Raw genomic sequence first — 21473 nt, 5'->3', positions numbered from 1 at the left:
GCGGGCGGGGTTCAGCCCTGGATCGCCGACGGGTCCATCCAGACGATCTCCCAGGTGTGGCCGTCGAGGTCGTCGAAGGCGCGGCCGTACATGAAGCCGTGGTCCTGGGGGTCGCGGGTCTCCGTCGCGCCGAGGGACAGGGCGCGGTCCGTCAGCTCGTCCACGGCGGCGCGGGTCTGGGCGCTCAGGGCGAGCATGACCTGGCTGGTCTTCGTGGCGTCCGCGATCTCCTTCGTCGTGAACGTCGCGTAGAAGGGCTTCGCCAGGAGCATCGCGACGATCGTGTCGCTGATCACCACCGAGGCCGCGTTGTCGTCGCTGAACTGGGGGTTCAGCGCGTAGCCGAGGTCCGTGAAGAACTTCTTCGAGGCGGCGAGGTCCGCGACGGGGAGGTTGACGAAGATCATCTGCTGGTACGCGGGGGTGGTCATCTCGGGGTCTCCGGTGGTGTCGGTCCGTTGTGTTCGAGGGGTAGACCGTGGGGGCCGCGACTACTCATCGGTGGCCGGGGATTTTTTTCGTACGTGTTTTCACGTCGTCAGCGGCAGCGTCGCCAGTTGGGCCACCGCGAGGGTGAGGGGGGTGAAGACGAGGAGGAGGGCCGTCGCTCGCAGGGCCGCCGCCGTGCGCAGGGTGGTGGCGGGGGCGCCGAGGCGGATCAGGGCCGCCGTGGTGTCCGCCCTCGACTGGCGGGACTCGACCGCCGCCGTCAGGAGGGTGCCGAGCGCGCAGCCGGTGACCAGGAGGGCGCCGAGGGTGGAGAGGGGGCCCGAGGGGCGGTCGCCGTTCAGGGACGCCATCGTGTAGGCGCCGGAGAGGACCGCGCAGAGTACGCCCAGGGGGCGGCCGATCCTCGACGACTCCTCCATCAGGCCCCGGCCCGCGAGGAGGCGCAGGGCGCCGGGGCGCAGGGTCTGGAGGAGCCGGCCGCAGAGGTGGGCGAGGCCCGGGCCGGCCAGCGCCAGGCCCACGGCGGTGAGCGTCCAGCCGAGGAGCACCGCCGCGGGACCGGTGGGGAGGCCGGCGGGGAGGGTGAGGAGGGCGGTGGTGGGGGTGGTGCGGGCCGCGTACGCCTCGACGGCCAGGCCGGCGGCGAGGACGGCGGCGCCCCAGGGGAGGGCTGTGGGGGAGGGGATGGAGGTGGGGGTGGGTGCGGGTGGCCGGGGGGCGGGGCCGCTGTCCGCAGCGGGGTCCGCGGGCTCGGGCTGAGAGGTGGCCGCCGCTCCGCGCGCTCCGAAGCGGCCGTACGAGCCGAACGTCTCTCGCCCCGCTCGTTTGGTGAAGCCGCCGAAGGCCCGGTGGGTCGCCCGGGCCGCCACCTGGGTGTCTCGCGGGCGCAGCATCAACGCCACCGCCGCTGAGGAGGCCAGGGGGACCAGGGCCAGCAGGGTCAGGGCGGCGGGGAGGGGGAGGGGGTGGGCGGCGGCCAGGAAATCCGCCGCCGCGCCGTCGAAGGGGAGGCCCGTGAGGTCGCCGCGGAGGTGGAGGAAGACCAGGAGGGCCAGCGTGGAGCCCAGGAGGGTGGACAACGCTGTTGTGGTGGCCGAGACCGCCATCAGCCGGGCCGGGCCCAGGCCGATCGCCGCGAGGCCGGGGCGGGGGCGGGTGGCCGGGTCCGTGCGGGCCACCGCCATCGCGAAGTGGACCGTGGCCGTCAGGGGGATCGCGCACCAGGCCAGCCGCAGCGCCGAGGACGCCGTCGCCTCGGGGTGGGTGAGGGCGTGGCCGAGGGTGGACAGGAGCAGGAAGCCGGTTCCCGCCGCTGCCGCCGCCACCGCGAGGCGCCGCGCGTGGACCGCCGGATGGGCGGCTCGGGTCAGGCGGAGAGCGAGCACGCGGGGCGCCCTTCCGGGTCGGTGGGCGGGGGCAGGTGGACGGTGGTCACGCGCCGGCCGTCCAGCATCGGCATCGTCCGGTCGGCCAGCGCCGATGTGTCCGGGTCCCCGGTCGCCAGCACGACCGTGATGCCGTGGGAACGGGCGGCCGTCGTCAGCGTCCGCAGCACGTGCGCCCGGTCGGCCTGGTGCAGCGGGGCCGTCGGCTCGTCCGCGAACAGGACGGCCGGCGCCGGCGCCAACGCCCGCGTGATGCACACCCGTTGCCGCTCCGCCTGGGTCAGCTCCCGGGTGTCCCGGCGCGCCTTGTCACCGATGTCGAGCCGCTCCAGCCACTCCAGCGCCGCCGCCTTGGCCCGCCGCCGGCCCGTGCCGCGCAGCATGAGGGGCAGCGCCGCGTTCTCCCACACGTTCAGCTCGGGCACCAGCACCGGCGCCGGGTCGATCCAGCCGAAGCGGTCACGGCGCAGCCGTTCGCGGGCGACGGGACCCATGGTGTGGACGGGGACGCTGTTGAACCAGACCTCGCCGCGCTGCGCCGGGGTCAGCCCCGACAGACAGTGCAGCAGCGTCGTCTTGCCGCTGCCGCGCGGGCCGGTGACGGCGAGGATCTCGCCCTCCCGGACCCCCAGCGAGACACCGCCGAGCCCCGGCGTGCCGTCGCGGTGCGTGAAGTGCAGGGAGCGTGCCCAGAGCACGTCGTTGTCCGGCGGGGCCTCCATGGGCGTACACCTTCGTTCAGATCCGTAGTTCCCGTGTCCGATCCCCCGTGCGGGTGAACGAAGGCGGGGCTGATCGGTTACCAGGCACGCTAAAGAGGGGGGAAGTGAACGTCGGACAGCACGCGGCCCGGGGTGTGCCCTTCTCACTCGGAAGGGTGCACCCCGGGTCGTATGAACGGCTCAGCCGCCGGAGGCTACAGCTTCGACCACGCCTCCGTCAGCGTCGTCCGCAGGATCTGCTCGATCTCGTCGAACGTCTCCTGGTTCGCGATCAGCGGCGGGGCGAGCTGGACGACCGGGTCGCCGCGGTCGTCGGCGCGGCAGTAGAGGCCGTTCTCGAAGAGGGCCTTGGAGAGGTAGCCGTAGATGATGCGCTCGGTCTCGTCGGCGTCGAAGGACTCCTTCGTCGCCTTGTCCTTGACCAGCTCGATGCCGTAGAAGAAGCCGTTGCCCCGGACGTCGCCGACGATCGGGAGGTCGTGGAGCTTCTCCAGGGTCGCGCGGAACGCGGACTCGTTGTCGAGGACGTGCTGGTTGAGGTTCTCGCGCTCGAAGAGGTCGAGGTTGGCGAGGGCGACGGCCGCGGAGACGGGGTGCCCGCCGAAGGTGTAGCCGTGCAGGAAGGCGTTGCCGTCGCGGTAGAACGGCTCGGCGAGGCGGTCGGAGATGACGCAGGCGCCGATCGGGGAGTAGCCCGAGGTCATGCCCTTCGCGCAGGTGATCATGTCCGGGACGTAGCCGAACTTGTCGCACGCGAACGTCGTACCGAGCCGGCCGAACGCGCAGATCACCTCGTCCGAGACGAGCAGGACGTCGTACTGGTCGCAGATCTCGCGGACCCGCTGGAAGTAGCCGGGCGGCGGCGGGAAGCAGCCGCCCGCGTTCTGGACGGGCTCAAGGAAGACGGCGGCGACCGTGTCCGGGCCCTCGAAGAGGATCTGCTGCTCGATCTGGTCGGCGGCCCAGCGGCCGAACGCGACCGGGTCGTCGCCGTGGATCGGGGCGCGGTAGATGTTGGTGTTCGCGACCTTGTGCGCGCCGGGGACGAGCGGCTCGAAGGGGGCGCGCAGCGGGGGGAGACCGGTGATGGAGAGGGCGCCGTGGGTGGTGCCGTGGTAGGCGACCGTCCGGGAGATGACCTTGTGCTTCGTGGGCTTGCCGGTCAGCTTGAAGTACTGCTTGGCCAGCTTCCACGCCGTCTCGACGGCCTCGCCGCCGCCGGTCGTGAAGAACACCTTGTTGAGGTCGCCGGGGGCCTCGCCCGCGAGGCGCTCCGCCAGCTCGATCGCCTTCGGGTGCGCGTACGACCAGACGGGGAAGAACGCCAGCTCCTGCGCCTGCTTGAACGCCGTCTCGGCCAGCTCGGTCCGGCCGTGCCCGGCCTGGACGACGAAGAGGCCGGCCAGCCCGTCGAGGTAGCGGCGGCCCCGGTCGTCGTAGATGTAGGTGCCCTCGCCGCGCACGATCGTCGGGACGGGGGAGTTCTCGTACGACGACATGCGGGTGAAGTGCATCCACAGGTGGTCGTAGGCGGACTTGCTCAGGTCCTTCATCGGGTTCCCCACATGTAGGTCTGCTTCTTGAGCTTCAGGTAGACGAAGCTCTCGGTGGAGCGCACGCCGGGGACGGCCCGGATGCGGTGGTTGATGACCTCCAGGAGGTGGTCGTCGTCCTCGCAGACGATCTCCACCATCAGGTCGAAGGAGCCGGCGGTCATCACCACGTACTCGCACTCGTCCATGGCCGTCAGCCGGTCCGCCACCGCCTCGACGTCACCCTCGACGTGCACCCCGACCATCGCCTGGCGGCGGAAGCCGACGGTCAGCGGGTCGGTGACCGCGACGATCTGCATGACGCCCTGGTCGAGCAGTTTCTGCACGCGCTGGCGCACGGCCGCCTCGGAGAGGCCGACGGCCTTGCCGATCGCCGCGTAGGGGCGGCGGCCGTCCTCCTGGAGCTGCTCGATGATCGCGAGGCTGACGGCGTCGAGGTGCTTGTCGGTGCTTCGGTTGGCCACGAGGGCCACTCTGCATGACGTCTCGTTCGTCCCGCAAGGCCGTTTCGATGAAATCCGTTGTTACGGCGGCTCAGATCTGCGGATTTCGCAAGAGTGAGCGGGGTAGGGGTGTCGGAAAGCCGATACGGCGGCTTAGGGTGGTGTCTCAGTCAGTGGACACCTGCACTCTGGGAGGAACCGGCCGTGAGCACCGAACCGCGTCGGCTGCGCAACTACATCGGCGGCGAGTTCCGTGACGCCGCCGACGGGCGGACCACCGAGGTGGTCAACCCCGTCACGGGCGAGACCTACGCGACCGCCCCGCTCTCCGGGGCCGGCGACGTCGACGCCGCGATGGCCGCCGCCGCAGCCGCGTTCCCCGGCTGGCGCGACACCACACCCGCCGAGCGGCAGCGCGCGCTGCTGAAGATCGCCGACGCGTTCGAGGAGCGCGCCGAGGACTTGATCGCCGCCGAGGTCGAGAACACCGGCAAGCCGGTCGGGCTCACCCGCAGCGAGGAGATCCCGCCGATGGTGGACCAGATCCGGTTCTTCGCGGGGGCCGCGCGGATGCTGGAGGGGCGCTCCGCCGGGGAGTACATGGAGGGGATGACCTCGATCGTCCGGCGGGAGCCGGTCGGGGTCTGCGCGCAGGTCGCGCCCTGGAACTACCCGATGATGATGGCCGTCTGGAAGTTCGCGCCGGCCATCGCCGCGGGCAACACGGTCGTGCTGAAGCCGTCCGACACGACGCCCGCGTCGACCGTCCTCATCGCCGAGATCCTCGGGTCGATCCTGCCGACCGGCGTCTTCAACGTCGTCTGCGGCGACCGTGACACCGGGCGGCTGATGGTCGAGCACCCGACGCCGGCCATGGCCTCCATCACCGGGTCCGTGCGGGCCGGGATGTCCGTCGCCGAGTCCGCGTCCAAGGACCTCAAGCGGGTCCACCTGGAGCTGGGCGGCAAGGCTCCCGTCGTCGTCTTCGAGGACACCGACCTCGCCAAGGCCGTCGAGGACATCTCCGTCGCCGGGTTCTTCAACGCCGGGCAGGACTGTACGGCGGCGACGCGCGTCCTCGTCCAGGAGTCGATCCACGACGAGTTCGTCGCCGCGCTCGCGAAGGCCGCCGCCGAGACGAAGACCGGGCACCCGGACGACGAGGACGTGCTGTTCGGGCCGCTCAACAACCCGAACCAGCTCAAGCAGGTCTCCGGGTTCGTCGAGCGGCTGCCCGCGCACGCCAAGGTCGAGGCGGGGGGTCACCGGGTCGGCGAGACCGGGTACTTCTACGCACCGACCGTCGTCTCCGGTCTGAAGCAGGACGACGAGATCATCCAGAACGAGGTCTTCGGCCCGGTCATCACCGTCCAGTCCTTTGTTGACGAGGACCAGGCCGTCGAGTGGGCCAACGGCGTCGACTACGCGCTGGCCTCCTCCGTCTGGACCAAGGACCACGGGCGCGCCATGCGCATGTCCAAGCGGCTCGACTTCGGCTGCGTGTGGATCAACACGCACATCCCCCTGGTCGCCGAGATGCCGCACGGCGGCTTCAAGAAGTCCGGGTACGGCAAGGACCTGTCCGGGTACGGGTTCGAGGACTACACGCGCGTCAAGCACGTGATGACGTCGCTGGACGGCTAGACGGCGGGGTACGGCCGCGGCGGGCGGGACTCCGGTCTCGCCCGTCGCGTCTTCCTGGGCGCATCCCCCGACACAGCCGCCCTCGCCGCCAACCCCCTGTGGATCGTGGGGTTGTAGGGGGCGGGGCTAGGGTCACTCCCAGGTCGCCCGCAGATCCGCGCAGCGCACCGTGATCGTCGCGTCGGTCAGCGCGATCTCGTGGACGCAGCCGTCGTCGTTCGGGAGGATCTCGTCGAGGAGGACGGTGTCCGCGGGCATCCAGTCGATGGCGTGGCCGTAGTCGACGGAGAAGTGGCGTACGCCGGAGTAGCTGATGCGCAGGCCGGTGTCGTGCTTCCACGGGTTCGGCGCGAACTCCAGGACCAGGCCGCCGCTCTTGTCGGTGGCGAGACGGATGTCCGCCAGTTCCAGGTCCTTCACGCAACGGGTGGCGCCCGGGATGTCGTAGTGCCCGGGATCGGTGGCGAAGGAGCGGGCCCCGGGCGGCAGGCAGGCGTGGAGGCCGGGGAGCGCGGCCAGGTAGGCGGTCGGGTCCAGGCGGAAGCCGGTGGAGTCCCAGGCGGTCTCGACGTACTGCATCCCGCGCTCCTCGGACAGGGCGGACGGCGACCGCCGAGGTCATTCTCCCCGCACCCGCGTACCGCAGCCGTAGTACCCCCTCCTCCCCCTCCAGTACCCCCACCCCCCGCCTCAGCAGGATGCTTCCGTGGGATCGGGGCGGCATCGTGGGGGGTGGACGGGTGTCGGTGGGCGGAGAGGGTGGATGAGTAGCAGTTTGGAGCGGTATGCGGAGTTGCATCCGCGGACTGTGGATGTGCTGACGGTTGTGGCGTTGTACGCCTGTGTGTTGTTCGGGGCGTCGATCGGGACCGACAGCAGTAGTCCGCCGCCGGACACGTGGGTGCCGGATGTGCTGGCGGTGGTGGGGTGTCTGGCGGTGTTGTGGTGCCGGCGGTGTCCGCGGGGGATTCTGGCGCTCACCACGGGGTGCGCGATGGTGCTGCTGGCGATGAACTACCTGCCGAGTCCGATGCTGCTGGCGCCGGTGATGGCGTCGTTGTACTGGTTGGCGGCGCTGACCGATCACCGGACCAGCCGGGTGCACGGGTGGACCGTGACGGGGGTGCTCGCGGCCACCGGGGTCGCGACCAACCCCAGCTGGGACCTGTTCCTGCTGCGGACGGTCGGCGTCGGGCTGTGGCTGTTGTTCCCGGTAGCCGTGGGGTCGAGGAGTCGGCTGCGGCGCGCGTACCTGGAGTCGGTGCAGGCCAGGGCCGCGCACGCGGAACGCACCCGCGAGGAGGAGGCGAGGCTGCGGGTCGCGGAGGAGCGGATGCGCATCGCCCGTGAGCTGCACGACGTCGTGGCCCACCACATGGCCGTCGCGAACGCCCAGGCCGGCACCGCCGCGCACCTCGCCCGCACCCACCCCGAACAGGCCCAGAAGATCCTCGCCGAACTCGCGGGGACGACGTCCTCGGCGCTCCTGGAGCTGAGGGCGACCGTCGGCATCCTGCGCCGCCCCGACGACCCCGACCCCCTGGAACCCGCCCCGGGCCTCGACCGCCTCCCCGACCTGATCGCCGGCTGCCGCTCGGCCGGCCTGGACGTCAGCGTCGTCACCGAGGGCGACCCGCGCCCCCTGCTGCCGGGCGTCGACCTCACGGCGTACCGGATCATCCAGGAAGCCCTCACGAACGTCACCAAGCACGGCCGCGGCCACGGCGCCGAGGTCCGGCTCACCTACAAGCGCGGCCGGCTCGTCATCACCGTCACCAACGAGGACACCGCCGCCCCCGCCACCCCCGCCCCCGGCGGCTTCGGCCTGATGGGCATGCGGGAACGCGCCCACTCGGTGGGCGGCGACCTCCAGGCCGGCCCCCGCCCGGAAGGCGGCTTCCAGGTGACGACCGCCCTGCCCCTGCACCCCCTGGCCCGCCCCGAGGAAGAGTTCCCCCTGTGACCATCCGTGTCCTGCTCGCCGACGACCAGGCCCTCCTGCGCGGCACCTTCCGGCTCCTCATCGACTCCTGCGACGACCTGGAGGTCGTCGGGGAGGCGGCGAACGGCCGGGAGGCGGTCGATCTGGCCCGGGAGCGCAGACCGGACGTCGTGCTGATGGACATCCGCATGCCCGGCTCCGACGGACTCGCCGCCACCGCCGAGATCTGCGCCGACCCCGGACTGGACGGCACCCGGGTGCTCGTCCTGACCATGTTCGAGACCGAGGAGTACGTGGCGCAGGCGCTGCGCCTGGGCGCCAGCGGCTTCCTGGGCAAGTACGTCACCACCGACGTCCTGCTGACCGGGATCAGAGTGGTCGCCTCCGGGGAGTCGCTGCTGTCACCCGGCGCCACCCGGGCGCTGATCACCCGCTTCCTCACCTCCCCCGCCGCCCCCGGCAACCTGCTGGCGACCCCGGAACGGCTGGCCGAACTGACGCCCCGGGAACGGGAGGTGACCGTGTTCGCGGCGGAGGGGAAGTCCAACGACGAGATCGCCGACGAACTGACGCTGAGCGTGCTCACCGTACGGACCCACATCCACCGGGCGATGACCAAACTGGGCGCGCGGGACCGGGCGCAGCTCGTCGTCATCGCCTACCAGACAGGACTGGTACGGCCGTCCCCCCACGCGTTCTGACGTACCGCGTTCGCAGTACCCAGGTGACGGCGGTGGTACGACGACGGGAGCGCGGCCGTCGATGAGCCTGGAGGGGTGAGGCCGGCGGCGGAAGACGGGACACCCTGGGTATGAGGACGCGGACACGGCTGGGGCTCGCGGGGGTCGTCTCCTGCGCGGTACTGGTGACGGCGGTCGGGATCGGGCGCGGGGACGGCGGAGACGGCGGGGGCGGAGACGGCGGCAAGCCCGTCGGGCCGTACGTCGCGCTCGGCGACTCGTACACCTCGGGGCCGAAGATCCCCGCGCAGACCGGGACCCCCGCCGGCTGCGAACGCTCCGACCGGAACTACCCGGCGCTGGTCGCCCGGCAGCTCAAGACCCCCCTCACGGACGTCAGTTGCTCCGGCGCGACCCTCGACGACCTGAGCGCCGCCCAGGACACCGACGACGGCACCAACCCCGCCCAGCTCACCGCCCTGACGAAGGACACGAGGCTGGTCACCCTCGGCATCGGCGGCAACGACGTCGGCTTCGCCTCGACGATCACCGAGTGCGTCAAACTCGGCGTCCGCCACCAGCTGGAGAGCGCCTTCAGATCGGCGGACGCCGACGCGCCCTGCGAGAAGAAGTACGACACCGAGGTCACCGACAAGATCGGCGCCCTCGGCGGAAAACTCACCCGCGCCCTCCAGGAGATCGAACGCCGGGCGCCCGACGCGAAGGTGTACGTCGTCGGGTACCCCGAGATCTTCCCCGGCGACGACGAGGCCGCCTCCTGCGGCGGGCAGCTCGGGCTCGCGCCGGGCGACGTCGGCTTCCTGCGCGAACAGGAGCAGCGGCTCAACTCGGCGTTGCGCAAAGCCGCTTCGGGGGCGGGGGCGTCGTACGTCGACACGTACCGGCCCTCCGAGGGGCGGGGCGCCTGTGCCGCGAAGGACGTGCGGTGGGTCGAGCCGCTGATGCCGACCGCGCCCGCGGCGCCCGTGCACCCCAACGAGCGGGGAGAGGCCGGGATGGCCGCGGCGGTCCTGGGTGTAGTCCTCGGGTAGGAGGCGGGGGAGGCCGGAAGTACCACGGTTTCGGTACCGCCTTCCACGGTTTCAGCAGGGCGAAGTGCCCATCGGGGGACGATGCCCCGGGGCACCCCGCCCGGCCAGGCTTGAGGCGTACCCGAGACCCGATGTGGAGTACCGCCTTGGCCACCTTCCTGTACCGACTGGGCCACCTGGCCTTCCGACGACGCTGGTACGTCGTCCTGATCTGGGCCGCCGTCCTGGCCTTCGTGGGCCTCGGCGCCATGAAGGCCCCCGGCACCACCGACGAAGAGTTCTCGATGCCCGGCATCGAGTCCCAGAAGGCGTTCGACCTCATGGAGCAGCGCTTCCCGGGCGCGGCTGCCGACGGCGCCACCGCACGGGTCGTGTTCGTCGCCCCGGACGGGCAGAAGGTCACCGCCGGCGAGAACAAGCAGGCCATCGAGGAGGCCGTCGGCTCCCTCAAGGACGGCTCCCAGGTCGCCGGTGTCGCCGACCCGTTCACCGCGAAGGCGGTCAGCGAGGACGGCACCACCGCGTACGCCGTCGTCACCTACAAGGTGACCGCGAACGACGTCTCCGACGCCAGCCACACCGCGCTGGACAAGGCGATCGGCCAGGCCCGTGACGCCGGGCTGACCGTCGAGGCGGGCGGCACCGCGATGGACGCGGGCGGCGGGCCCGGCGGGGTCGCCGAGATCATCGGCATCGCCGTCGCCGCGGTCGTCCTGCTCATCACGTTCGGCTCGCTCGCGGCGGCCGGGCTGCCGCTGCTGACCGCGATCATCGGCGTCGCGCTGACGATGCTGGCGATCACCCTCCTCGGCGACGCGTTCGGGCTGTCCAGCAGCACCGGCACGCTCGCGATGATGCTGGGGCTGGCGGTCGGGATCGACTACGCGCTGTTCGTCGTGTCGCGGTTCCGGGAGGAGCGGGCGCGGGGGCGTGAGCCCCGGGAGGCGGCGGGGCTGGCCGTCGGGACCGCCGGGTCGGCCGTCGTGTTCGCCGGGCTGACCGTCGTCATCGCGCTGGCCGGGCTCGCGGTCGTCGGGATTCCGATGCTGACGAAGATGGGGCTCGCGGCGGCGGGGGCGGTGGTCGTCGCGGTGTTCGTCGCGCTGACCGTCGTGCCGGCGCTGCTGGGGTTCTGGCCGAACGCGGTGCTGAAGCGGGCGGAGCGGAAGGGGGGCGCGTCCGCTCCGCGAGGCCGCGGGTTCCGCAAGAAGGCGGCCCGTACCGAGCAGGCCGACGACCGCACCGGCGTCTCTCCCGGGTCGGCGCCCGCCGACAACATGGGCACCCGCTGGGCCCGCTTCGTCCTCCGCCGCCCCCTCCCCGTCCTGATCCTCGGTGTCGTCGGCCTCGGCGCGCTCGCGATACCCGCGACCGGGCTCCAGCTCGGCATGCCGGGTGACGAGGCGAAGCCGACGTCCACGACCGAGCGGCGGGCCTACGACGCGCTCGCCGACGGCTTCGGACCGGGGTTCAACGGCCCCCTGACGATCGTCGTCGACGCGAAGGGCACCGGCGACGCGAAGACCGCCGCCGCGGCGATCAGCGAGAAGATCGCCGCCACGAAGGGCATCGTCTCCGTCTCCCAGCCCCGGCTGAACGAGGCCGGCGACACCGCCGTGTTCAGCGCGACGCCCGCCACCGCCCCGACCGCCGAGCAGACGAAGACGCTGGTCAAGACGATCCGTTCGGAGCGACCGGCGACCGAGGCGCGGACCGGCGCGCAGTTCGAGGTCACCGGCACCACCGCCCTCAACATCGACATCTCCGACAAGGTGCAGGGCGCGCTGATCCCCTACCTCGTCACGATCGTCGGCCTCGCGGTCCTGCTCCTGCTGATCGTCTTCCGCTCGGTCCTCGTCCCCCTCAAGGCGGCGCTCGGCTTCCTCCTGTCCGTCCTCGCGGCGCTCGGCGCGGTCGTGGTCGTCTTCCAGGAGGGCCACGCGGCGAGCCTGTTCGGCGTCGACCAGACCGGTCCGATCATGAGCCTGATGCCGATCTTCCTGGTGGGCATCGTCTTCGGACTCGCCATGGACTACGAGGTGTTCCTCGTCTCCCGGATGCGCGAGGGCTACGTCCACGGCGACTCCGCGCACGAGGCCGTCGTCTCCGGCTTCCGGCACAGCGCCCGCGTGGTCGTCGCCGCCGCGCTCATCATGATCGCCGTGTTCGCCGGGTTCATCGGGGAGAGCGAGTCGATGATCAAGATGATCGGCTTCGGCCTCGCGACGGCGGTCCTGCTCGACGCGTTCGTCGTCCGCATGGCGATCGTCCCGGCGGTCCTCGCCCTCCTCGGCGACCGCGCCTGGTGGCTGCCCAAGTGGCTCGGCCGCGTCCTGCCCAAGGTCGACATCGAGGGCGAGGCGCTCACGAAGCGGGCCGACGAGACACCGGCGCAGGAGCCGGTGCGGGTCTAGCGGTGCGGGTCTAACGGGGCGGGTTCGGGTCCGCTCGGGATGCGAGCCGCCGTCGTACGAAGCGATTGTCGTACGACGGCGGCTCGCGTCGTCGTCATGGGGTGTCCCCAGCCCGCGCACAGGGAACCGACAGGCCGTCGCGGGAGGCTCGGGGCATGTCCGCGCCCACCCGTGTCCTGATCGTCGACGACGAACCCGAGCTGACCGAGCTGCTCGCTCTGGCGGTCACCGAGGCCGGCTGGCGGCCGTTCCTCGCGCCGGACGGGCGCACGGCGCTGACGCTGGCGCGGGGCTGCGCGCCGCACGCGGTCGTGCTCGACGGCATGCTGCCCGACCTCGACGGACTCCAGGTGCTGCGCCGGCTGCGGTACGAGAACGCCGACCTGCCCGTGCTGATGCTGACCGCGCGGGACGCGCTGGAGCACCGGCTCGACGGGCTCTCGGCGGGCGCCGACGACTACGTCACGAAACCCTTCTCGCTGGAGGAGGTCATGCTCCGGCTGCGCGGACTGCTGCGCAGGTCGGGCGCGGAGGATGCGTCGGCCGACGAGTCCGTGCACGTCCTCGGCGACCTCGTGCTCGCCGAGCGGACCCGGGTCGTGCAGCGCGGCGGCGAGCAAGTGCCGCTCACCGCCAAGGAGTTCGACCTCCTGCGGTTCCTCGTCAGCCACCCCCGGCAGGTCCTCAGCAAGGCCCAGATCCTCGACCACGTGTGGAACAGCTCCTTCGAGAGCGAGGGCAACCTCGTCGAGGTCTACGTCTACAGCCTGCGCGGCAAACTCGACCGGGGCCGGGCCCCGATGATCCACACCGTGCGCGGCGCCGGCTACGTCATCCGGGCGGCGGGCGAGAGATGAACTCCCTGCGCGGCCGGCTGGTCCTGTTCGTCACCGGGATGCTGGTCGCGGTCTGTACGACGATGGCGGCGGCGACCGTCCTCGTCCAGCGCGCCAACCTCTACGCCACCCTCGACCAGCGCGTCCGCGACGCCGCCGACCGCAGCCAGGGCGGCCTCCAGCGGCGCACCGGGGACGCCACCGACCTGGGGTTCCTCAACGAACGCGGACAGCCCGCCGGGACGGTCGCCGCGCGGCTCACGGCCGGGAAGGTCGTCGCGGCGGAGGTCGTGACCGGCGACGGCCAGCAGACGGTGCTGAGGGCCGCCCAGCGCGCGGCCCTCACCGGGATCACCGCGGACGGCACGCTGCACACCCGCACGATCCCCGGGCTCGGCACCTACCGGCTGACCGCCGCGAGCGGCGACGGCCCCGGCGTCCTCGCCGGCCTCCCCACCACCGGCGTCGAGGACACCCTCCACGACCTGATCGTCACCGAGGCCGTCATCGCCTCCGCCGGTCTGGTGGTGGCGGGCGGGGTGTCCGCGGTGGTGATACGACGCCGGCTCCGGCCGCTGCGGCGGGTCGCCGGGGTCGCCGCCGAGGTCGCGCGGGCGCCGCTGGACCGGGGCGAGGTGAGCGGGCTGCCGCGCGTCGTCGAGGTGGCCGACAAGGGGGAGGTCGGACAGGTGGGGGCCGCGTTGAACCGGCTCATCGACCGGGTGGAGTCGTCGCTCGGGGAGCGGCAGCGCAGCGAGGACCGGATGCGGAGGTTCCTGGCCGACGCGAGCCACGAACTGCGCACGCCGCTCGCCTCCATCGCAGGGTACGCCGAGCTGATGGACCAGGGGGTGACCGCGCTGGAGCCGGGGCTCGCCTGGCGGCGGGTGTCCGCGCAGTCCGCGCGGATGACGGGGCTCGTGGAGGATCTGCTGCTGCTCGCCCGGCTGGACGAGGGGCGGCCGTTGGAGCGGGCGGAGGTGAATCTCGCGACGCTCGTGGCGGAGGCGGTGTGGGACGCGCGGGCGGCGGGGGGTTCGCACGAGTGGGGGCTCGCGCTGCGGCTGGCGGAGCCGGCGGTGGTGGTGGGGGACGCGGGGCGGTTGACGCAGGTGGTGGTGAATCTGCTGGCGAACGCTCGGGCGCATACGCCTGGGGGGACTCGGGTGGAGGTGGTTGTGGAGGCGGGGGCGGGGGCGGGGAGTGGGGGCGGGGGGTGTCTGGTGGTCGTGCGGGACGACGGGCCGGGGATTCCTGGGGAGTTGTTGCCGAACGTGTTCGAGCGGTTCACGCGGGAGGGGGCTTCTCGGTCTCGGGGTGTGGGGGGTGGGGGTGAGCTGGGGGGTGGAGTTGGGCTGGGGGGTGGGGCTGGGCTGGGGCTGGCGATCGCTTCGGCGATCGTGGGGGCGCACGGGGGGTCGATCGGGGTGGAGAGCGAGCCTGGGCGGACGGAGTTCAGGGTGTGGCTGCCTTTCGCCGGGGATTCTCAACTCCCTTCAGGTGAGCCTCAGTTGGATGCCTCAGGGTGGGGTTCGACGGGGCGTTGAGGCCCCCCTGAGGGAGGAGTGCGCGGAATCATGGGCGAGCAGCACGCGGGTCGTCGGAACTTCATGCGGAAGGTGTTCTTCGCGTCGGGCGCGACCGCCGTCGCCGCGATGGGCGGGGCGGGCGCGTTCACGGCGCTCGCGGCCGACGAGACGGGGACGCCGACGGCCGAGCCGAGCGCGGTGTCGAGCGGTGCGCCGAGCGGCGGTCCCGGGGGCGGCGGGCCCGGGAACCAGTCGCTCACCGAGGAGTTCTTCGGCCTCACGACCGACGGCAAGCGGATCGACGACCTCTTCACGGTCCACTCGACCGGCGTCGACACCGCGCCCGTCATCGCCGCCGCGAACGCGTTCCTCGCGGGACTGACCGACGCGCAGCGGACGGAGACGCAGTTCACCGTCCACTCCACGGAGTGGCGCCTGTGGAGCAACATCGACTCCTACGGCCGTCAGGGTGTCTCCCTCGCCGACCTGACGGACGCTCAGAAGGCGCTCGGCACCGCCCTGTTGCGGTCCGCGCTGAGCGCCGACGGACTGGAGACCACCGAGAAGATCCGGCGGATCAACCAGGCGGCGGGGGAGGCGATCGGGAACACCGGGTCCTTCAACGAGGACGCCTACTACTGGACCGTGATGGGCACGCCGTCGGCCACCGAGCCCTGGGGGTTCCAGTTCGACGGCCACCATCTCGTCGTCAACTACTTCGTGCTGGGGAAGCAGGTCGTCATGAGCCCCTGCTTCTGGGGCTCCGAGCCGACCGTCATGGAGATCGACGGCGAGACCGTGACCGTCTGCCACGAGGAGGTCGCCGCCTCCCTCGCCTTCATCAACTCCCTCACCGACGCCCAGCGTTCGGTCGCCGTCGCCTCCGCGACCAAGTCCAACGAGTCGATGAAGGCGGGCGCGTTCTCCGACAACACCGTCCAGGCGTACACGGGGTTGCGGGGCAACGTCCTCAACGCGGCCCAGAAAACCAAGCTGTTGGGGATCGTCGAGGCGTTCGCCGGACGGGCCAAGGCCGACGTCTCCAAGGCCCATCTCGCCGAGGTGCGCAAGCACCTGTCCGACACCTACGTCACCTGGGCCGGCGGCACCGGCGACGCCGACGCCTTCTACGTCCGCGTCCACAGCCCCGTCGTCTGGGTCGAGGTCGACTGCCAGTCACCGGGGCCGCTGGCCGGCGCGTACGGGGCCTCGCAGGGCGGGACGCCGACCCAGAAGCACGTCCACTCGATCATCCGGACGCCCAACGGGAACGACTACGGCAAGGAGTTGCTGCGACAGCACTACCTGACGTCGCCGCACCACCGCTGAGTCACTCGCCCAGTGCCCGGCGGTACGCGTTCTCGTCGTCCTCGCCGAAGACCGTGAACACCACGCGGTCGAACCGGCCGGGGTGCGCGTCGAGCCAGTCGGCGACCGTGCGGACGGCGACGGGGGCGGCGTCCTCCTTCGGGTAGCCGAAGACGCCGGTGCTGATCGCGCAGAGGCCGACCGTGCGGATGTCGTCCAGTTCGGCCGCGAGGTCCAGGCAGGCGCGGTAGGAGGAGGCGAGGGCCTCGGCGTCGCCGGCGGCCGGGCGGCCCTGGACCACCGGTCCGACCGTGTGCAGGACGTACCGGGCGGGCAGGTGGTAGCCCCGGGTCACCTTCGCGACGCCCGTCGGCTCGGGGGCGCCCTGCGCGTCGTACACCGTCTTGCAGTCGTCCCGCAGGCGGGGGCCCGCCGCGGAGTGGATCGCGTTGTCGATGCAGGGGTGCAGGGGGCGGAAGCAGCCGAGGAGGCCGCTGTTCGCGGCGTTGACGATCGCGTCCGTCGCGAGGGTGGTGATGTCGCCGCGCCACAGGCTCGTCCGGCCGTCGGGGGTGCCGTCGACGGTCGGGAGGCCGGCCGGGTGGGTCGTCGGACGCAGGTCGCGTTCGCCGGCGAGGAGGGCGTCCAGTTCCTGGTCCGTGCCCTCGGGGAGGGAGCCGGGGTCGCGGACCGTGAGGAGCGCGCGCAGGACCTGACGGGCGGTCGCCGGGTCCGTCAGCTCCGGGAGGGAGCCGGGGGAGAGGCCGAGGCGGGCGATCGAGGGGTCGCCGTTCATCAGGCGCAGGGTTTCGCGGAGGTGGGTGTCGAGGCGGTCCGCGGGGGAGGGGGGTGCGGCGGGGGTGAAGGGGGTGTCCAGGGCGATGGCGTCCCGGTAGGCGGAGAGGGGGAGGACCGCGGGGTCCCTTCGGGGGATGGGGAAGGGCGAGGGGGGCGGGGTCAGGGGGGAGTTCGGCATGTCAGGGCACCAGGAACTCGTCCGCCCCTGCGGGGACCGGCAGCGCTCTTCCGGACGCGGCCAGGTCGGCGGGGACTTCGGGGTGGTCGGGGTTGACGCGGATCAGGCGGGCGGTGGGGGTGTGTCGCACGAGGTTCTCCAGGGGGAGGCGGATGACGCCGGGGGTGTTGAAGCCGGCGCCGATCTCTATGACGAGGAGGGTCCGCGTCCGCGGTGAGGCGGGCGTCGGGTGGGTGGTGGGCGTCGGTCGGGCGGCGGGTGTTGGTTCAGTGGACGAGTGGCTGAGTGGCTCAGCCACTTGGAATTGGCTCAGCCATTTTGCCAGTCGCTCTCCGGCGGGTCTGTACGGGTCGTCCACCATCTCCGGCCCGACCCGCACATTGGGGAACACCTCACCCCCGCAGTTCGGGCAGACCGGCAGCGCCGCCGCGTCCCGCACCCGCCCGCTCTCCCGGTCGTACGCCGCGAGCACCCGGTCGAGGAACGGCCCGCTCGGCCAGAGTTCACGCGTACAGGGCGTCCTGCACTGGAGGAACCCGTAGTCGCCCTGCGGCGTGAAGACCCGGTCGGCGTCGAAGCCGTTGCGGGCGAAGAGCCCGTCGACGTTCGAGGTCATCACCCAGTGGTCACGGTCGCCGACCAGCTCGCGCAGGCGCCGGTAGAGGGGGTTCGGGGCGGCGGCGAACCGGATGTCGGTGATGTGGACCGCCCAGTACCCCCACATCATGTCCGGCGGCAACGGCACACCCAGCAGATAGCGCGAGCGCAGCCCGAGCCGGTGCAGCGCGGGCAGCAGCTCCCGGAACCGGTCGGTGTCGCCGTAGTCGTACCCGGCCGCCGCGCTCAGCCCGGCGCCCGCCGCGACGAGCACCCCGTCCGCCTCGTCCAGCCAGTCACGGAAGGTGTCCTGAACCATCGCTGCCGCATCCCTCGTCTCGCGCCGTGCGTCCTGCCGGGGACCCGCGGGCCCCCGTTTCAACGTACGGGGGTGTGGCCGGATCGTCCCGGTGCGCTTCGGACCGCCGATGGTCAAAACCCGACAGGAACGCGGAAGGCCCGCAGGGGGAGCTGCGGGCCTTCGCGGGTGCGGGGGTGGCTCAGTTGCCGGCGGCCTTGCGGCGGCGCAGCGCGAAGACGGTGCCCGCGCCGACGGCGATCATGCCCACGGCGATACCGGCGGCCGGGGCGGTGTAGTCGGAGGCGCCGGTCTCGGCCAGGTGGGTGGAACCGCCCGCCGGGGTGGGGGCGTTGCCCGCGGGGGTCGGGGCGGCCGGCGTGGAGTCGGAGGGGGAGGGCTGCGGCGACGGCGAGGTCGACTGCGAGGCCGAGGGGGACGGCGAGGGGGAGGCCGGGGCCGACGGGGTCGGGCTCGGCGACGGGTACCAGGCCGGGCACGCCTTCGACGGGGTCGTCAGCATCGGCGTGATGTCCTCGTCGACGTACCCGCCCGCCTTGACGTGGATCTTGTACGTCCAGTCCGGCGTCCAGTCGACCGGGATGTCGACGCTCGTGCCCTGCGCGCTGGAGTGCTCGATCGTCCTGCTGCCGACGTCGCGGTACTGGTCGTCCGGCATCGAGAGCTTGATCTGCACCGAGACGGTGGCCGGGGTGCCGGTCGGGTCCACGTCCGTGACGCGGATGAAGCCGTGACCGTCCGCGCCGCACTCGGCCGACGCGGAGAAGTCACGGATGTCGCACGCCGACGCGCTGCCCGCGACGGCCAGACAGAGGGCCGCGGCTGCGGCCGGAACACCTATGAGACGTGTCGCGCGCAGCACGCGGACACGGGGAGAAAGGGACACGATCGTCCTTAGGAAAGACCTGTGAAGGAGCCTGACCCCCACGTCCTACAAGCCTGTCGAATCCCCTGTCAATCTACTGTCGTCGCAGGTCAGGATGGGTTCAACGGCTTCCCATGGACAGCTCGCCGACCTCTCAAACACCGGTCAAGACCGCCATGGCACGGTCATCCGTGCGCATGCTGGTCCGTACCTGCCGTGAACGCCGCCGTCCGTACCTTCCCGTCCGCCTTGAAGTCCAGGAACAGCCGGTACGACCCCGTGCTCGGCACGTCCGCCGTGAACGCGACCTTCGTCGCGCCGGCCTTGTCGTCGTGCGGGTGCACGTGCAGGTAGGCGAGGTCCCCGGTCCGCAGCGCGACCAGGTGTCCGTTCGCCCCGAGGTACGGCTCCAGCGCCACCGGGCGTCCCGCCCTGCTCACCGTGAACCCCAGCTCGCTCCCCTTCCCGGCCACGAGCTCGCCGTCCAGCCTCACCGTGTACCCGTCGACCGTCACCTCCCGCACCGGCTCCGGCGCCTGCCGCGCCGCGTACGCCCCGGTGACCGTCAGATCCGACCCCAGCGTCAGGTTCTTCGCCGCGCCGGCCGGCGTGAAGTCCGCGAACACCCGGTAGCTGCCCGCCTCCTCCAACGTCACCGGCGCACTCCATGTGCCGTCCGCCGCCCGCGTCGGGTGGAGGTGCCGGTACTCGGTGAGGTCCCGCGAGGCCACGATCAGGTGCAGCTCCTTCTCGTGCTCCACCCGGTACGAGGTCACCGGCGCGCCGTCCTTCCCCCGCACCGTGAACCTGACCTCCCCCGCACGGTCCGCCACCAGCGCCGTGGTCGCCAGATCCAGCGAGTACCCGCCCTCGGTGACCTGGAGCCCGGCCGGGACGACGGGGCTCGCAGCACCCTCGGTCTCCGACTCGGCGTCGGCCTCCTGATGTCCCGCCCCCTGGTGTGCCGACTGTTTCGCCTCGCTCTTCGAGCCGCTGTCGAACGGTCCGACCAGCGCACCCACCCCGTACGCGGCCCCGAACGACACGGCTAGCGCGGCACCGAAAGCACCGATCTTCTGGAGTGGGCTCATGACGGGCTCCCTCTTCTGCCTCTCCGACGGTATACCCCAGGGGGGTACAGGGCTCTGACTCTATACCCCTGTGGGGTATAAGAAAAGCTGACCGCCACCGTACCGGCCCGCCCCCGCACCGCCCCTCTCCGGGGTCGCGCCCGCCCTACCTCACCGCCGCCCCCACGACCCGCTGGGCCACCGCGTTCATGTCCTTCCCCTTCGCGTCGGTTGCGTTGATCGAATAGACCAGCGTGCGCGAGAGGTCCCTGGTCGCCCCCGCTATCGCGATGAAACCGGGACGGGAGCCGGTCTTGAGCCAGAAGACCTTGCCGTTGACCTCACCGCGCTGGAGCCCGGCGCTGTAGGTGGCCCCCGTGATGCCGGCCGGGACCGTGAACATCTCCTCCAGCTGGGGGCCGGGGACTATCCGGCCCCGGAAGAGGGACGTGATCAGCCGCTCCAGGTCGGCCGTCGTCGAGATCATGTCGCCGGCCGCCGCACGGTCCGCCTGGTTCCACTCCGTGACGTCCACCAGCTCCGTCGTCCCGTCGGCGCGCCGGACCGCCTGGTAGCCGTGGTGGTGGTGGGGGCCGGCGATACGCGGGTCGGCGCCCGGGAAGTACGTGTCGCGCATCCCGGCGGGGGCCAGCACCAGGCGGGTGGCCTCGGTGGCGTACGGGCGACCGGTGACCTTCTCGATCAGCAGGCCCAGGATCGTGTACCCGATGTTGGAGTAGTGCTGACCTGCGCCGGGACAGAACTCGGGGCCCTTCGCCACCGCCGAGGCCACGACCTGGCGGGGTGTCAGCGTCTCGAAGCGGTGGGCGTACTGTTCCTCGAAGGTGTCACCGAGTTCGTCACCGGGCCGGATGCCCGAGGTGTGGTTCAGCAACTGCCGGATGCTGATCGGCTGGAACTCCCGGCTGAGCAGGCCCGGCAGATACCGCTGGACGGGCGCCCCGAGGTCCACCTTCCCCTCCGCCGCGAGCCGCAGCACCGTCGCCGCCGTCACCACCTTCGTCGTCGAGCCGGCCCGGAACCGGGCGCTCGGGTCGGCCGGGGCCCCGCTCTCGATGTCCCGCACACCCGAACTGCCCCGCCAGGACCCGGCCGTCCCTCCGACACGGACCAGCGCGGCCGTCGCGTCGGAGCCCGGCAGCCCGGCTATGGCCTCGCTCAGGGCTTTCGCGTCGGGGGCCTGTGTGATCGGCGCTTGCGGGGCCGGCGTCTGAGTGGTCGACGTCTGCGTGAACGGCGTCTGAGCGACCGGTATCCGGGTCACCGGCGCCTGCGGGCTCACCGCCAAAGTCCCGGCCGGCTCGCAGACCCCCGCCGACGAGCCCGCCGCGAAGACCGGCGCCGCCAGCGGACCGACGGCCAGCGCCAGGGCGAGTGACGCGGAGAGCGACGCGGCGAGGACGGTCGTCCGGCGAAGGTGCATGAGATCCCCCGAAGTCGATGTGCCGAATGCGATGCGACCATCGTCCGGCCCGGCCCCCTTCCCCCGTATCGGCCGAACGGCCGGTCCCCACCCGGACCCACCCCCGATCCGCCCACCCCGACACGCCGCCACTTTCTCGGGGATTCCCCCTAGGGCGTGTCTTCAATTGATCTTGCTTGGTGGATCATGGTGGGGTGATTCGTCGTCATGAGCTGTCCGATGCGGAGTGGGAGTTCGTCCGGCC

Annotated in this window: 19 protein-coding genes; 8 read left to right on the top strand and 11 right to left on the bottom strand. The window is 72.0% G+C overall.

Annotated features, from left to right (window positions below; genetic code table 11):
• Nucleotides 1–11 precede the first annotated feature (11 nt).
• From ABZX85_RS00095 to ABZX85_RS00075, 5 genes are all read right to left on the bottom strand, one after another.
• On the bottom strand, nt 12–431 hold the full coding sequence (locus tag ABZX85_RS00095; RefSeq protein WP_355860984.1) for a VOC family protein: 420 nt from the start codon (nt 429–431) through the stop codon (nt 12–14).
• 99 nt (nt 432–530) lie between these two features.
• On the bottom strand, nt 531–1835 hold the full coding sequence (locus ABZX85_RS00090) for a hypothetical protein (RefSeq protein ID WP_355860981.1): 1305 nt from the start codon (nt 1833–1835) through the stop codon (nt 531–533).
• A complete protein-coding gene (locus ABZX85_RS00085) occupies nt 1817–2557 on the bottom strand; it encodes an ATP-binding cassette domain-containing protein (RefSeq protein WP_355860978.1) in 741 nt (246 codons plus the stop codon). The genes ABZX85_RS00090 and ABZX85_RS00085 overlap by 19 nt, the downstream gene beginning before the upstream one ends.
• A 194-nt stretch (nt 2558–2751) precedes the next feature.
• Nucleotides 2752–4110, bottom strand: coding sequence for an aspartate aminotransferase family protein (locus tag ABZX85_RS00080; protein ID WP_355860975.1), 1359 nt, complete (start codon nt 4108–4110; stop codon nt 2752–2754).
• Complete coding sequence (locus tag ABZX85_RS00075) at nt 4107–4574, bottom strand: Lrp/AsnC family transcriptional regulator (RefSeq protein WP_355860972.1); 468 nt, start codon at nt 4572–4574, stop codon at nt 4107–4109. Before ABZX85_RS00075 ends, ABZX85_RS00080 begins: the two co-directional genes overlap by 4 nt.
• A gap of 183 nt (nt 4575–4757) precedes the next feature.
• Here ABZX85_RS00075 and ABZX85_RS00070 point away from each other — a divergent pair, with 183 nt between their 5' ends.
• The gene (locus ABZX85_RS00070; RefSeq protein WP_355860969.1) at nt 4758–6197 is read left to right on the top strand and encodes a gamma-aminobutyraldehyde dehydrogenase; all 1440 of its coding nucleotides are present in this window, start codon (nt 4758–4760) and stop codon (nt 6195–6197) included.
• Between the two features lie 132 nt (nt 6198–6329).
• Here the strand turns inward: ABZX85_RS00070 and ABZX85_RS00065 are convergent, their stop codons facing one another.
• Nucleotides 6330–6776, bottom strand: coding sequence for a hypothetical protein (locus tag ABZX85_RS00065; protein ID WP_355860966.1), 447 nt, complete (start codon nt 6774–6776; stop codon nt 6330–6332).
• Nucleotides 6777–6960: 184 nt separating this feature from the next.
• Between ABZX85_RS00065 and ABZX85_RS00060 the strand changes: the two genes are divergently transcribed.
• From ABZX85_RS00060 to ABZX85_RS00030, 7 genes are all read left to right on the top strand, one after another.
• Nucleotides 6961–8160, top strand: a complete 1200-nt coding sequence (locus ABZX85_RS00060) for a sensor histidine kinase (RefSeq protein WP_355860963.1) — start codon at nt 6961–6963, stop codon at nt 8158–8160.
• Nucleotides 8157–8840 carry a response regulator transcription factor gene (locus tag ABZX85_RS00055; protein WP_355860960.1) on the top strand — a complete coding sequence of 228 codons (684 nt, stop codon included), beginning with the start codon at nt 8157–8159 and terminating at the stop codon, nt 8838–8840. Before ABZX85_RS00060 ends, ABZX85_RS00055 begins: the two co-directional genes overlap by 4 nt.
• A gap of 110 nt (nt 8841–8950) precedes the next feature.
• Nucleotides 8951–9871 carry an SGNH/GDSL hydrolase family protein gene (locus ABZX85_RS00050; protein ID WP_355860957.1) on the top strand — a complete coding sequence of 307 codons (921 nt, stop codon included), beginning with the start codon at nt 8951–8953 and terminating at the stop codon, nt 9869–9871.
• 146 nt (nt 9872–10017) lie between these two features.
• Entirely contained in the window at nt 10018–12285 is a 2268-nt protein-coding gene (locus ABZX85_RS00045; RefSeq protein ID WP_355860954.1) for an MMPL family transporter, read from the top strand.
• Between the two features lie 155 nt (nt 12286–12440).
• A complete protein-coding gene (locus ABZX85_RS00040; protein ID WP_355860951.1) occupies nt 12441–13142 on the top strand; it encodes a response regulator transcription factor in 702 nt (233 codons plus the stop codon).
• Nucleotides 13139–14668 (top strand): HAMP domain-containing sensor histidine kinase, encoded by a 1530-nt coding sequence (locus ABZX85_RS00035; protein ID WP_355860948.1) that lies wholly within the window; start codon nt 13139–13141, stop codon nt 14666–14668. The genes ABZX85_RS00040 and ABZX85_RS00035 overlap by 4 nt, the downstream gene beginning before the upstream one ends.
• A 30-nt stretch (nt 14669–14698) precedes the next feature.
• Nucleotides 14699–15979, top strand: a complete 1281-nt coding sequence (locus ABZX85_RS00030) for a DUF3500 domain-containing protein (RefSeq protein ID WP_355860945.1) — start codon at nt 14699–14701, stop codon at nt 15977–15979.
• Between the two features lies 1 nt (nt 15980).
• Here ABZX85_RS00030 and ABZX85_RS00025 read toward each other — a convergent pair whose 3' ends face one another.
• From ABZX85_RS00025 to ABZX85_RS00005, 5 genes are all read right to left on the bottom strand, one after another.
• Nucleotides 15981–16934 (bottom strand): macro domain-containing protein, encoded by a 954-nt coding sequence (locus tag ABZX85_RS00025; protein ID WP_355860942.1) that lies wholly within the window; start codon nt 16932–16934, stop codon nt 15981–15983.
• 1 nt (nt 16935) lies between these two features.
• Nucleotides 16936–17850 (bottom strand): NAD-dependent protein deacetylase of SIR2 family, encoded by a 915-nt coding sequence (locus ABZX85_RS00020; protein WP_355860939.1) that lies wholly within the window; start codon nt 17848–17850, stop codon nt 16936–16938.
• 181 nt (nt 17851–18031) lie between these two features.
• Nucleotides 18032–18736 carry an LAETG motif-containing sortase-dependent surface protein gene (locus ABZX85_RS00015; protein ID WP_355860936.1) on the bottom strand — a complete coding sequence of 235 codons (705 nt, stop codon included), beginning with the start codon at nt 18734–18736 and terminating at the stop codon, nt 18032–18034.
• A gap of 164 nt (nt 18737–18900) precedes the next feature.
• On the bottom strand, nt 18901–19806 hold the full coding sequence (locus ABZX85_RS00010) for a hypothetical protein (protein WP_355860933.1): 906 nt from the start codon (nt 19804–19806) through the stop codon (nt 18901–18903).
• Nucleotides 19807–19951: 145 nt separating this feature from the next.
• The gene (locus ABZX85_RS00005) at nt 19952–21229 is read right to left on the bottom strand and encodes a serine hydrolase (protein WP_355860930.1); all 1278 of its coding nucleotides are present in this window, start codon (nt 21227–21229) and stop codon (nt 19952–19954) included.
• Between the last annotated feature and the right edge of the window lie 244 nt (nt 21230–21473).

The organism is Streptomyces sp. NPDC004539, assembly GCF_040610055.1.
Taxonomy (GTDB): domain Bacteria; phylum Actinomycetota; class Actinomycetes; order Streptomycetales; family Streptomycetaceae; genus Streptomyces.
The sequence above is the reverse complement of the archived record's forward strand: the minus strand, read 5'-3'. Positions and strand labels throughout refer to the sequence as shown.